Origin of the sequence: Rathayibacter sp. AY1B7, assembly GCF_002932735.1 — a bacterium.
Classification (GTDB): domain Bacteria; phylum Actinomycetota; class Actinomycetes; order Actinomycetales; family Microbacteriaceae; genus Rathayibacter.
The window spans coordinates 101,748-114,009 of record NZ_PSWK01000005.1 but is presented as its reverse complement, the minus strand read 5'-3'; the positions used below and the strand labels follow the sequence as shown (position 1 = coordinate 114,009).

Below are 12,262 nucleotides of genomic sequence, written 5' to 3'. Positions count from 1 at the left end.
CGCCACTAGCGTGGAGGGATGACCCCGACCGCACCGTCCCCGACCGGCGTCCGACGCCGGCGGGGCGGTGCGGTCGTCGTCGTCGGGGCGCTGGTGGCGCTCCTGCTGGGAGGCTCCGTCGACGGCACGCGCCTCGCCGCGGTGCCGTCCGAGCCGCAGACCGTCCGGCTGTGGACCTTCCTCCAGCCGGGCCCCGTCGCGGCCGACTTCGACCCGGGCGACCTGATCTCCGACGAGGTCTTCTTCGCCGGCGACGCGCTCGGACCGCTCACGGTGCAGGCGTTCCTCGACGCCCGCGTCCCCGACTGCGCGGGCGGGCCGGTGCCGTGCCTGCGCGACTACGCCGAGGACACCGCGGCGATCACGGCCGACGAGCAGTGCGATGCGCTGCCCGCCGGACGCGACGTCCCGGCCGCGGAGATCATCACCTCGGTCGCCGGCGCGTGCGACGTGAATCCGGCCGTCCTCCTGGTGCTGCTGCAGAAGGAGCAGTCGCTCGTGACCGATCCGGAGCCGAGCGAGCGGCAGTTCCGCAGCGCCACGGGCTACGGCTGCCCGGACACCGCGGACTGCGACACGGACTCCTACGGCTTCGCCGCGCAGGTGTACGGAGCGGCGTGGCAGTTCCAGCGCTACCGGAATCCGGACTCGAGCTTCGACTGGTACCCGGTCGGCGCGGCCAGCGACGTCCGCTACTCCCCGGACGAGTCCTGCGGCACCGCCCCGGTGACCATCGCCAACGCGGCCACGGCGGGTCTCTACTACTACACGCCGTACCAGCCGAACGCGGCGGCGCTCGCGAACCTCTACGGCGAGGGCGACGACTGCTCGGCCTACGGGAACCGGAACTTCTGGCGCATCTTCAGCACCTGGTTCGGCGACCCCCGCGGCTGAGCCGATCGTCTCGAGCCGGCTCGGCATGACGGACGTCAGGCGGCGACGGGGGCCTTCGGGCGCAGGCGCTTCACGGAGACGCCGGCCAGCTCGCCGAGCTCGGCCATGCTCGCGGCGCCGTGCCGCCGGGCCGCGTGCACGACGATCGCGGCGCACGCCTCGGCGTCGGCCGACGCGTCGTGGTGGCGGAAGTCCTCGAAGCCCGCGGCCATGGCGACGACGGGGAGGCGGTAGGAGTCGAGCTCGTACGTCTTGCGGGCGAGCTGCAGCGAGCAGAGGTAGTCGTACTCGGGGTGCTCGAGGGAGGTCGCCGCGCAGGCTGCGCGGATGACGCCCATGTCGAAGCCGGCGTTGTGCGCGACGAACACGTCCTCGCCGGCGAAGGCCGCCAGGTCGGCGAACTGGTCGACCCAGGAGGCGGCGGCGTGCACGTCGTGCTTGCGGATGCCGTGGATCCGCGTGTTCCACTCGAGGAAGTCGTCGTACCCCAGCGGCGGGCGGATGAGCCAGCCGGCGCGGTCGACGACGCGGCCGTCGCGGACCTTCACGAGCCCGACGGAGCAGGCGGAGGCTCCGTGCGAGTTGGCGGTCTCGAAGTCGATGGCGGTGAAGTCGATGGGCACGCTCCAGCCTCTCACGCACCTCCGACGCCGCCGGGAGCGTCGCGCGCGCGTCGCCCCGAGCGGCCGGGAGCACCCGCCGGCCGCGGGCCGGGCGGCTCCCGTTCCTCCGCGCCCGCCAGCCCGGCCCTTCCGCCGTCACGCCGTAGGATGGATGCCCGTGGCTCTCACTATCGCAATCGTCGGTCTCCCCAACGTCGGCAAGTCGACGCTCTTCAACGCACTGACCAAGAACACGGTGCTCGCGGCGAACTACCCGTTCGCGACGATCGAGCCGAACGTGGGTGTGGTGAACCTGCCCGACTCCCGCCTCGAGGTGCTCGCCGGGATCTTCGGCTCCGAGCGCATCCTCCCGGCGCCCGTCTCCTTCGTCGACATCGCCGGCATCGTGCGCGGCGCGTCCGAGGGCGAGGGCCTGGGCAACAAGTTCCTCGCGAACATCCGCGAGGCCGACGCGATCGCGCAGGTCATCCGCGGCTTCGAGGACTCCGACGTCGTCCACGTCGACGGCAAGGTCGACGCCGCCAGCGACATGGAGACGATCAACACCGAGCTGGTCCTCGCCGATCTCCAGACCCTCGAGAAGGCCGAGGCCCGCTACGAGAAGGAGCTCAAGGGGAGGAAGATCGAGCCGATCGTGGTCGAGACCGCGAAGAAGGCGCGCGAGTTCCTCGACCAGGGCAAGCCGCTGTCGGCCTCCTCGATCGATCTGGAGCCGATCCGCGAGCTGGGCCTGCTGACCGCCAAGCCGTTCATCTACGTCTTCAACGTCGACGAGGCCGTGCTGACCGACGACGCCCGGAAGGCCGAGCTCGCGGCCCTGGTCGCGCCGGCGAAGGCGATCTTCCTCGACGCGAAGATCGAGTCCGAGCTGATCGACCTCGACGAGGCCGACGCCGCCGAGATGCTCGAGTCGACCGGCCAGACGGAGTCCGGCCTCAATCAGCTCGCGACGATCGGCTTCGACACCCTGGGCCTGCAGACGTACCTCACGGCCGGCCCGAAGGAGACGCGCGCCTGGACCATCGGTAAGGGCTGGACCGCGCCCCAGGCCGCCGGTGTCATCCACACCGACTTCCAGAAGGGCTTCATCAAGGCCGAGATCATCTCGTTCGACGACCTCGTCGAGACCGGCTCGATCGCCGAGGCCCGCGCGAAGGGCAAGGCCCGCATCGAGGGCAAGGACTACGTCATGCAGGACGGCGACGTCGTGGAGTTCCGCTTCAACGTGTAGGACGGCCGCGCTCGGCTCGAGGCGCCCGGTTCGCTCGGATCCCCGGATCCGCGAGCCGGGCGCTTCTGCGCGGAGGTGCGGGATCGCCGACCCCGGGAGTCCGACACGAGGCCGGTCACATCCCCGGACGTCCGCCCCGCCCCGTCAGTTCAGCACGTCCCCGATCAGCCAGCTCGTCAGCCCGACGAGGGTGCAGATGCCGACGACCACCCAGGCGACGGTCCGGCGGACCGAGCGGGAGACCGCCTCCGAGCTGCGGGGAGTGGGACGCAGCGGCGCCGTGTACGAGGGCGGGAGGGTGTAGGTCCGGGCCGGCGGGAGGAGTCGGGGGAGAGTGACCGGACGGCCGTCGACCCACTCGGCGGGCAGCTCCGCGGCCTTCGCGGCCTGCAGTGTGAGCTCGACCTTCAGCGGGGATCCGCGGAGGGAGGCGTAGGCGGCGGCGGCGAGGCCGAGGCTCGCGAGGTGGCGGAGGGTCGGGGCGAAATCCGCCGAGAGGGTCGGGGAGAGCTCGCCCACCCGCTCGCCGTCGAGACGGAGCTCGACGAGGTCGCCGGCCGGGTGCAGGGTCACCAGCAGCAGGCCGCGGCCGCTCGCCGGAACGACCGTCGAGAGGCGGGCGAAGTGCTCGTCCTCGCGCAGGACCGGCAGGCCCCGCGACCAGGGGAGGATCGAGTGGCGCTCGACGGGCGGCTCGTTGAGCGGCACGAGCAGCTCGGGGGCGACCAGGGCGACGCGGAGGACGGCCCGCAGGCCCTCCTCGCCGCGCTCGACCCGGAGGCGCGCGGTCGTGACCGGGACGGCTCCGCTCGCCACGACCCGGTCGAGAGCGGCCCGGTGGGCGGAGGCGTTCGGCAAGTAGCCGAGGACGCGGCCGCCGGCCCGGACCGAGACGGCGTCGAGGCCGGTGGGGTGGTCGGGCTCGGGGATCAGGTCGACCTCGAGGGTCCGCTCGTCGATCTCGCCCTGCTCGAGCGTGCGGCCGATCAGATCGGCGATCTCCTCGATCCGCTCGGCCTCGGCGAGGGCGTCGACGCTCGGGGCGCCGTCGGCGTTCGGGAGCCGGTAGTCGACGCGCTCCGTGACGGGGGTGACGGGTGCGTCCCGCACCACCGCGGCACTGTCCTGCGCGGAGCGGCGCGCCCCGGTGAACCGCCTGCCGTCCCACCAAAGCATCTCGGCCGCATCGGCCTCGTCGCGGTACCAGCCCGCCGGCGCACCCTCGTCCATCGACCCCCCGTTCCTCCGGCGAACGAGTCTACGAGGAGGGCGGGAGCGTCAGAGACCCGGGTCCGTGGCGGCGGGATCCTCGGGGGCGAGCGCGGCCGCGGGCTCTCCCGAAGCGGGGCCGCTCCACGCACCGGACTCCTGCGCCCGAGGGCCGGCGATCCACTCCAGAGCCTCGCGGACGAGCATCCGGACGTGACGCGCGTGGCCGATGGTGACGGGGGCGGGATCCTCGAGGACCTCGAGCAGGCGCTGCAGCACGGCACGGCTCTGCAGTCGTGTCATGGGCCTCACGGTAGGGGCCCGGTCGCTCGGACGGTAGTGCCGATCCGCGACAGCGCACCCGTCTAGGCTCGCCACATGACTCGTCTCGACGGTGCCGTCGTCCTCGTCCTCGGAGCCTCGGGCGGCCTCGGCCGCCTCCTGGCCGATTCGCTGGAGGCGCGCGGTGCCGTCGCGGTGCGCTCGGGGCGCGACTCCGCGGCGCTCGGCGAGGCGCCCCTGGTCGCCGACCTGCGCGGGGAGGACGAGCCCCGGCGCGTGGTCGCCGAGGTGCTCGAGCGGCACGGGCGCCTCGACGGCGTCGTCGTGGCCGCGGGCGTCGTGGCCTTCGGGCCCTCCGCCGAGCTCGATCCGGCCGTTCTGGAGGAGCTCGTCGAGGTGAACGCGCTGGCGCCGATCCGGGTGCTGACCGCCGCGCTGCCGTCGCTCGTCGCGTCGGCGGGCGAGGGGCGCGAGCCGTTCGCGCTGACCATCAGCGGCGTGGTGGCGGAGGCTCCGACCGCGGGCCTCGCCGCGTACTCCGCCTCGAAGGCGGCACTGCACTCCTTCGTGAAGGCCTCGGCCCGCGAGTACAAGCGGGCGGGCGTCCTCCTGCTCGACGCGCGCCCCGGCCACACCGAGACCGAGCTGTCCCGGCACCCTCTCGCGGGAGACGCGCCCCGCTTCGGCGCGGGTCTGGCGCCGCAGGACGTGGTCGACCGGCTGCTCGACGCGGTCGAGGGCGGCGAGACCGACCTGCCTCCTGCGGCGTTCACCGGCTGACGCCGTCCCGAGACGAGGCGGAGCCGGTCGATCCTCGCGGGAACGCACCGGATCGAGCACTGCAGCCTCGGTCGCGTACAGCCGTCGTGGTCAGCCTGCGCGTCCGGCGGCCGGGTCCGCGATCGGCGCGGCAGCCCGTCCGACCGTCCTCCCCGCAGACGCGGGGATACCCGCCGTTCACCGGAGCGTCGCACGGGCGCACTAGCGTCCCTCCGTGCCCGACACCGCCGATGACGCCCTCCGTCCCACTCCCGAGCTGCTCCGCACGCTCACACCCGCCGACGCGCGGGACCTCGTCGTGCTGGACGAGGACGACGACGATCCGGTGCTCCTGCGCCGCGACGGCACGCAGATCGACACCTGGCGCGAGGGCTACCCCTACGACGAGCGGATGTCGCGCGAGGAGTACGAGGCGGGCAAGCGCCTCCTCCAGATCGAGCTGCTGAAGCTGCAGAACTGGATCAAGAAGCACGGGCGCCGACTCGTGGTCGTGTTCGAGGGGCGCGACGCCGCGGGCAAGGGCGGCACCATCAAGCGCTTCACCGAGCACCTCAACCCGCGCGGAGCCCGCGTGGTCGCGCTCGAGAAGCCGACCGAGCGCGAGGCCGGTCAGTGGTACTTCCAGCGCTACGTCTCGCACCTGCCGGCCGCCGGCGAGATCGTCCTCTTCGACCGCTCCTGGTACAACCGGGCCGGCGTGGAGCGCGTGATGGGCTTCTGCACGCCGGCGCAGTACGACGAGTTCATCCGCCAGACGCCGCTGTTCGAGCGGATGCTCGTCGGCGACGGCATCGACCTGGTGAAGCTGTGGTTCTCGGTCTCGGCGGAGGAGCAGCGCACCCGGTTCACGATCCGCATGATCGACCCCGTGCGCCAGTGGAAGCTCTCGCCGATGGACCTCGCCTCGCTCGACAAGTGGGGCGACTACACCGCGGCCAAGGAGGCGATGATGGCGGCGACCGACACCGCCGACGCTCCCTGGACCATCGTGAAGAGCAACGACAAGAAGCGCGCCCGGCTCGAGGCCATGCGCTACGTCCTGAGCCTCTACGACTACGACGGACGCGACGAGGAGGTCGTGGGCCCGCTGGGTCCGGACCCGCTGATCGTCGGATCGGCCGCGGACGTGTACGAGCGCGGCGAGCACGCCGCGACGAGCTGATCGGGGGACGGACATGGGGGAGTCGGGGATCGGCGCGGAGCTGCCGGGGGTGCACCTGCGCTGGCTGGCGCTCGACGAGCAGACGCTGGACGCCGAGCGGCTGCTGCCGCTGCTGAGCGACGAGGAGCGCGAGCGCTACGCCGGCTCGGTCGCCGCGTCGGCGGCCGAGCGCTTCGTCTTCGGGCGGGTGCTCCTGCGGATGCTCGCGGCCGAGCTCACGGGGACGCGCGCGTCGGAGGTCCGGGTCGTCGCGTGCTGCCCGCGCTGCGGGGGCGCGCACGGCCGGCCGCGGCTGGAGGGACGCGGGATCGCGCTCGAGCTGCTGTCGGTGAGCATCGCGCACTGCGCGGGCGCCGTCGTGGTCGCGGCGAGCAGCGCCGGTGCGGTCGGCGTCGATGTGGAGCCGACGCTGGGCACGCCCGAGCGCGGGGAGCGGATCACGCGCATCGCCGGGGCGCCCTTCGCCACGGGCGGGATGCGCCCCGCCGACCCCGTCCTGCACTGGACCCGGATCGAGGCCGCGCTGAAGGCGGACGGCCGCGGGCTCGAGCTCGACCCGCGCCGGGTGCACGTGCACGAGTCGCACCACGCGGCGGAGGCGCGGATCGACGGCGTCCGCTTCCGGCTGGCCGAGCCGCAGCTGGACCCCGCGCTGCGGGTCAGCGTCGCCCTCGGGCCGATGGGGGACGCGGGCGCCGGGCCCATCATCGGCTGGCGGCGCGAGCACGGCGACGCGCTCGCGGACTCGCTGGTGTCAGCGCCGGGACGGTAGCGGCGGCAGCTCCTCGTCGAGGAGCCAGGCGTCGAGCAGATCGTCCACGCCCTCGCCGAGGACCTCGGTGCAGAGCTCGCGGAACTCCTCGTCGGTGACGGCGGCGGAGGCGTAGCGGGACGTCCACTCCCGCAGCAGCCGGAGGAAGGGCCCGTCGCCGACGGTGAGCCGCAGCGCGTGCAGGGTGAGCGCGCCGCGCTTGTAGACGCGGTCGTCGAAGAGCGCGACCGGCCCCGGATCGGCGAGCACGAGATCCTGCGCCGCAGCCCGCAGCACCGCGTGGTGGCGGCGGGCGCAGGCGTCGGCGGCGGCGCGGCCCGACTCCTCCGACCACAGCCACTCCGCGTAGCAGGCGAACCCCTCGTTGAGCCAGATGTGGCGCCACCGGGCGATGCCCACGCTGTTGCCGAACCACTGGTGCGCGAGCTCGTGCGCGATGAGGCGCTCCGAGCCGCCGCGGCCGTCGGCGTGGTTGGCGCCGAACACCGCCATCGCCTGCGCCTCGAGCGGGATCTCCAGCTCGTCCGCCGTGACGACGACGCAGTAGCGGGCGAAGGGGTAGGGCCCGAACAGCCGCGTGAACAGGGCGAGCATGCGCTCGAGCGGAGCGAAGTCGTGCGCGACCCGAGCGGCCAGGGCGGCGGGGCGGGCGAGGGTCACCGCGACGCCGGCGAGCACGCGCTCCTCGATCGCGTAGCGGCCGATCTGCACCGAGGCGAGGTACGCGGCGCTGGGCTCGCGCTGCTCGTAGAGCCAGGTGCGGCGGCCGGAGCGGGCGCTCGAGTCGACGAGCACCCCGTTCGCGAGCACGGCGTAGCCCTCCTCGGCGGTGACGCGCAGGCGGTACGGAGCCTTCTCGGCGACGTCGTCGTTGCAGGGGAACCAGGTGGAGGAGCCGGAGGGCTGCGAGGCGACGAGCACCCCGTCCTCCAGCTCCTCCCAGCCGAGCTCGCCCCAGTGGGTGGCGCGGGGGGCGGGGTGGCCGCTGTACTCGATCTCGACGTCGACGCTCTCGCCGGCGGCCAGCGGCTCGGCGGGGGACACCCGCAGCTTGTGCGGCGCCTGCTCGTGGCGGGCGCGGCGTCCGTCGATCCGGACGCGGGCCACGCGGAGCCGGGAGAGGTCGAGGGAGAACCGCCGGAGCGGCTGCAGCGCGACGATCCGCAGCACGGCCCGGCCGGCCAGGCGGTTCGAGGCGACGCGGTAGTCGAGGTCGAGGTCGTAGGACTCGACGCGGTAGCCGGTGTTCCCGATGCCGGGGACGTAGGGGTCGCCGGCGGTCTCGAGCCCGGTCAGCGCAGGGCTCACGCGACGGGCGCGTGGTAGTCGGCGACGCGCACCTCGCGCCACGGGCCGATCGGGTTGCCGCTCCAGCGGCTGCCCGCGGGCACGAGCTCCCCCCGCATGACGAGCGAGGCCGGGCCGACCGTGCCGTGCTCGGCGATCCGCGCGGCGGGGAGGATCACGCTGTGCGGGCCCAGGGTGGCGCCGGCGTCGAGGCTCACGAGATCCATGCTCATGATTCGATCATGGAACAGGTGCGTCTGCACGACGCAGCCCCGGTTCACGGTCGCTCCGTCGCCGAGCGAGATCAGATCGGCCTCGGGGAGCCAGTAGCTCTCGCACCAGACGCCGCGTCCGATCCGGGCGCCGAGGCTCCGCAGCCACCAGACCAGCGCCGGAGTGCCCGCGGCGGCGTGGGCGAACCAGGGCGCGGCGACCATCTCGGTGAAGGCGTCGGCCAGCTCGCTCCGCCAGACGAACGAGGACCACAGCGGCTGCTCGCTCGGCTCGACCCGCTGGATCAGGATCCACTTCGCGGCGGTGGAGACGGCCGCGGCGACCGCCCCGGCGGCCAGCAGCACGACACCTCCCACGAGCGCGGCGAGCACCGCCCCGAGCGTCTGGATCAGCGCGAGCAGTCCGGCTACCACGCCGAGGCCGATCGCGACCGAGACGACCACCGGGACGAAGCGGCCGAGCTCCCACGCGATGCGGGCCGCGCGGAGTCGGCGGGCCGGGCGGAAGGTGCGCGCCGACTCCGCCTCGACGACGGTGCGCCGCAGCCGCACGGGAGGTGAGCCCAGCCACGACGAGCCCGCCTTCGACTTCCGGGGCGCGGAGGAGAGGACGGCGACGAGTCCGCCGGCGGGCACGGTGTGACCGGGAGCCGCCATGCCGGAGTTGCCGAGGAACGCGCGCTCGCCGATCTCGGCGCGGGCGAGCCGCATCCAGCCGCCGCCGAGCGCGTAGGAGGCGACGAGCGTGTCGTCGGCGAGGAACGCGCCGTCGCGGATGGTCGTCATCGCGGGCAGGAGCAGCACCGTCGAGGCCTCGACGTCGCGTCCGACCTTCGCGCCGAGGAGCCGCAGCCAGACCGGGGTGAACAGGCCCGAGTAGAGCGGGAAGAGCAGGACCCGCGCGGAGTCGAGCAGCCGCTCCGTCGACCAGACCTGCCAGCCGATCCGACCGCGCACAGGGTGGGTGCCCGGCTCGACGCCCCGGCCGAGCAGGCGCACCAGGACGACGACGAGAGCGGCGAGGACGACTCCGGAGACGGCGACGGCGGGCACGAGGGCGGCGAGAGCGGGCCCGAGCGCGGCGCCGAGGCCGGCCGAGCCGCGCACGGCGGCGGCCACGACGGCGAGCCCGGCCGCGAGGGCGAGGACCGGGACCGCCGCGAGGCCGACCGCGGACGCTCCGTACGCCCAGACCCAGCCCAGGCGGCGCGCCGGGCGCTCCGAGGGGAACCCGGCGTTCGCCCTGCCGAGCCGCTGGGCGGGGGATCCTCCCCAGCGCTGCCCGGCCGGCACCCGCCCGAAGACGGCCGATCCCGGCTCGATCTGCGCGTGCTTGCCGATCCGGGCGCCGGGGAGGAGCGTGCTGCGCGCGCCCACCGTGCTGCCGGCGCCGACCCGGACGGCACCGACGCGCAGGACGTCGCCGTCGATCCAGTAGCCGGAGAGGTCGACCTCCGGCTCGATCGCGGCGCCGCGCCCGAGCGTGAGCATCCCGGTCAGCGGAGGGAGGGAGTGCAGGTCGACGTCGTCGGCGATGCGGGCGCCGAGCGCGCGGGCGTAATAGGCGACCCAGGGCGCGCCCGCGAGGCTCACGGCCTTGAGCTGGAACGCGATCTGCTCGGCCAGCCAGAGCCGGAGGTGCACGCTCCCGCCGCGCGGGTGGTCTCCGGCTCGGATCCCGCGCAGCAGGGTGCGCGCGGCGAGGACGGTGAGCCCCATCCGCCCGAACGGCGTGAGGAAGAGCGCGAACGCGGGGATCAGCGCGGCGAGCGGAGCGGTGGGCAGCCAGCCGAACCCCGGCACCAGGTCGAGCACCGCGGTGACGGTGAGGATCGCAGTGACCCAGCGGGCGCTGCCGAGCACGAGCAGCGGTGCGCCGAGGAGGGTCTGCAGCACGCGCATCCTGAGGGGGACCGGCGCGATGCGGTGAGCGGACACCTCCGCAGTGCCGGTCGAGCGGCTCTGGATCTCGGCGGCCATCGCCGCGAGACGCGGGTGGGCGTAGACGTCGGCGACCGTGAACTCGGGGTCGCGCTCGCGGATCCGCGCGACCAGCTGGGCGGCGGCGAGGGAGCCGCCGCCGAGGTCGAAGAAGTTCGCCCGCTCGTCGACCGGCACGCCGAGCACGTCGCGCCAGAGGGCGGCGAGCCACGCCTCCTCGGGGTCGAGTGAGGCGTCCTCGGTCGTGCCCACGGCGAGCGGCCAGGGGAGTGCGGCGCGGTCGACCTTGCCGGAGACGCGGGTCGGCAGCTCCTCGACCACGGCCAGCAGCGGCACGAGGGATGCGGGCAGCTCCTCACGCAGGCGGGCGAGCGCCGCGTCGCGGTCGAGCTCCCGGCCGCCGGCGAGGGCCAGGTAGCCGACGAGGACCTGGTTGCCGGCCGCCGTGGTGCGGACCGCGGCCGCCGCCCCCGAGACTCCGGGGAGCGCCTGCAGCGCCGCCTCGACCTCGCCGAGCTCGATCCGCCGACCGCCGAGCTTCACCTGGTCGTCCGCGCGCCCCTGGAAGATCAGGCCGGCGCTCTCGAAGCGCACCAGGTCGCCGGAGCGGTAGGCCCGCTCCCAGCCCAGGAGCGGTGCCGGCGCGTACTTCTCGGCGTCCTTGACCGGGTCGAGGTAGCGCGCGAGCCCGACCCCGCCGATGACCAGCTCGCCGACCTCGCCCTCGCCGACCCGCTGTCCGTCCGCGTCCACGACGGCGAGCCGCCAGCCGTCCAGCGGCAGCCCGATGCGCACCGGGGGAGGCCCGCCGAGGGGCGCGGCGCAGGCGACGACGGTGGCCTCGGTCGGCCCGTAGGTGTTCCAGACCTCGCGGCCCTCGACGGCCAGGCGCTCGCCGAGCTCCGGCGGGCACGCCTCGCCGCCGAAGATCAGCAGGCGGACGTTCTCGAGCGACTCCGCGGGCCAGAGCGCCGCGAGGGTCGGCACGGTCGAGACCACGGTGATGCCGTGCGTGGTCAGCCAGGGGCCGAGGTCCATGCCGCTGCGGACCAGCGAGCGGGGAGCGGGGACGAGGCAGGCGCCGTGCCGCCAGGCGAGCCACATCTCCTCGCAGGACGCGTCGAACGCGACCGAGAGACCGGCCAGCACCCGGTCCCCGGGGCCGAGCGGCTCCGCCTGGAGGAACAGGCGCGCCTCGGCGTCGACGAAGGCGGCGGCGGAGCGGTGGCTGACCGCCACTCCCTTGGGGGTTCCGGTGGAGCCGGAGGTGAAGATGATCCAGGCGTCGTCCTCGAGCGAGGGCGGCTGCAGCAGCGGGATCGACGCCGTGCTCGGGTGCGGCGCGCTCGCGGTGAACAGGCGTGCGGCCGGCTCGTCGGCGCCGGTGCGCTCGAAGCGGCCGGAGCCGGTGATCACGCCGCGGACGGCGGCCTCGCCGAAGACGAGGCGCGCCCGCTCCTCGGGGTCGTCCGCGTCCACCGGGACGTACGCGGCTCCCGCGGCGAGGACGGCCAGGATCGCGAGGTAGAGCTCGCGGGAGCCGCTGGGCATGCGGATCCCGACGCGGTCGCCGCGTCGGACCCCTGCGGTGGTGAGCTCGCCCGCGAGCTGCACCGTGCGGGCCAGCAGCTCCCGGTAGCTGAGCGCTCCGGCCGGGTCCTCCAGCGCGGAGGCGTCCGGGTGGCGCTCCGCGGTGTCGCGGAGGACGTCGACCAGCGTGCGGGGAGGCGGGGTGGCCGCTCCGGCGTCGAGCACGTCCTGGGGGCCGGCCGTCTCGGTCACGTCTCGTCTCCGTCCCGGCCGCGCGATCGGGAGCGCGGCGGCCGGGGCGACACCGTAGGGAGGCGG

Annotated in this window: 10 protein-coding genes; 5 read left to right on the top strand and 5 right to left on the bottom strand. The window is 74.4% G+C overall.

What is annotated here, in order from left to right:
• Positions 1 to 18 precede the first annotated feature (18 nt).
• A complete protein-coding gene (locus C5C95_RS04675; RefSeq protein ID WP_104323914.1) occupies positions 19 to 894 on the top strand; it encodes a hemagglutinin in 876 nt (291 codons plus the stop codon).
• Between the two features lie 35 nt (positions 895 to 929).
• Here C5C95_RS04675 and C5C95_RS04670 read toward each other — a convergent pair whose 3' ends face one another.
• The gene (locus tag C5C95_RS04670; protein ID WP_104224410.1) at positions 930 to 1,517 is read right to left on the bottom strand and encodes an exonuclease domain-containing protein; all 588 of its coding nucleotides are present in this window, start codon (positions 1,515 to 1,517) and stop codon (positions 930 to 932) included.
• Between the two features lie 157 nt (positions 1,518 to 1,674).
• Between C5C95_RS04670 and ychF the strand changes: the two genes are divergently transcribed.
• Positions 1,675 to 2,748, top strand: a complete 1,074-nt coding sequence (ychF, locus tag C5C95_RS04665; RefSeq protein WP_104222958.1) for a redox-regulated ATPase YchF — start codon at positions 1,675 to 1,677, stop codon at positions 2,746 to 2,748.
• Positions 2,749 to 2,892: 144 nt separating this feature from the next.
• Here the strand turns inward: ychF and C5C95_RS04660 are convergent, their stop codons facing one another.
• The gene (locus tag C5C95_RS04660; protein WP_104323913.1) at positions 2,893 to 3,978 is read right to left on the bottom strand and encodes a DUF2510 domain-containing protein; all 1,086 of its coding nucleotides are present in this window, start codon (positions 3,976 to 3,978) and stop codon (positions 2,893 to 2,895) included.
• A gap of 48 nt (positions 3,979 to 4,026) precedes the next feature.
• A complete protein-coding gene (locus C5C95_RS04655) occupies positions 4,027 to 4,260 on the bottom strand; it encodes a hypothetical protein (protein WP_104345335.1) in 234 nt (77 codons plus the stop codon).
• A gap of 75 nt (positions 4,261 to 4,335) precedes the next feature.
• On the opposite strand from C5C95_RS04655, the gene C5C95_RS04650 reads away from it, so the two are divergent.
• The 3 genes from C5C95_RS04650 to C5C95_RS04640 all read left to right on the top strand — a co-directional run bounded on the left by C5C95_RS04650 (position 4,336) and on the right by C5C95_RS04640 (position 6,953).
• On the top strand, positions 4,336 to 5,019 hold the full coding sequence (locus C5C95_RS04650) for an SDR family oxidoreductase (protein WP_104222961.1): 684 nt from the start codon (positions 4,336 to 4,338) through the stop codon (positions 5,017 to 5,019).
• A 301-nt stretch (positions 5,020 to 5,320) separates the two neighbouring features.
• Complete coding sequence (gene ppk2 / locus C5C95_RS04645) at positions 5,321 to 6,181, top strand: polyphosphate kinase 2 (protein ID WP_244229668.1); 861 nt, start codon at positions 5,321 to 5,323, stop codon at positions 6,179 to 6,181.
• Between the two features lie 13 nt (positions 6,182 to 6,194).
• Positions 6,195 to 6,953: a 4'-phosphopantetheinyl transferase superfamily protein gene (locus tag C5C95_RS04640; protein WP_104323912.1), complete on the top strand. Its 759-nt coding sequence runs from the start codon at positions 6,195 to 6,197 to the stop codon at positions 6,951 to 6,953.
• Here the strand turns inward: C5C95_RS04640 and C5C95_RS04635 are convergent.
• On the bottom strand, positions 6,936 to 8,261 hold the full coding sequence (locus tag C5C95_RS04635) for a M1 family metallopeptidase (protein WP_258072621.1): 1,326 nt from the start codon (positions 8,259 to 8,261) through the stop codon (positions 6,936 to 6,938). The two genes, C5C95_RS04640 and C5C95_RS04635, sit on opposite strands and share 18 nt — an antisense overlap.
• Positions 8,258 to 12,196, bottom strand: coding sequence for a Pls/PosA family non-ribosomal peptide synthetase (locus C5C95_RS04630; protein WP_258072620.1), 3,939 nt, complete (start codon positions 12,194 to 12,196; stop codon positions 8,258 to 8,260). Before C5C95_RS04630 ends, C5C95_RS04635 begins: the two co-directional genes overlap by 4 nt.
• Positions 12,197 to 12,262: the final 66 nt, after the last annotated feature.

Bases quoted from the DNA above. Each gene is read 5' to 3' on its own strand.
- C5C95_RS04640 (WP_104323912.1), top strand. From the start codon at position 6,195: ATGGGGGAGTCGGGGATCGGCGCGGAGCTGCCGGGGGTGCACCTGCGC.
- C5C95_RS04660 (WP_104323913.1), bottom strand. From the start codon at position 3,978: ATGGACGAGGGTGCGCCGGCGGGCTGGTACCGCGACGAGGCCGATGCG.
- C5C95_RS04650 (WP_104222961.1), top strand. From the start codon at position 4,336: ATGACTCGTCTCGACGGTGCCGTCGTCCTCGTCCTCGGAGCCTCGGGC.
- C5C95_RS04675 (WP_104323914.1), top strand. From the start codon at position 19: ATGACCCCGACCGCACCGTCCCCGACCGGCGTCCGACGCCGGCGGGGC.
- C5C95_RS04655 (WP_104345335.1), bottom strand. From the start codon at position 4,260: ATGACACGACTGCAGAGCCGTGCCGTGCTGCAGCGCCTGCTCGAGGTC.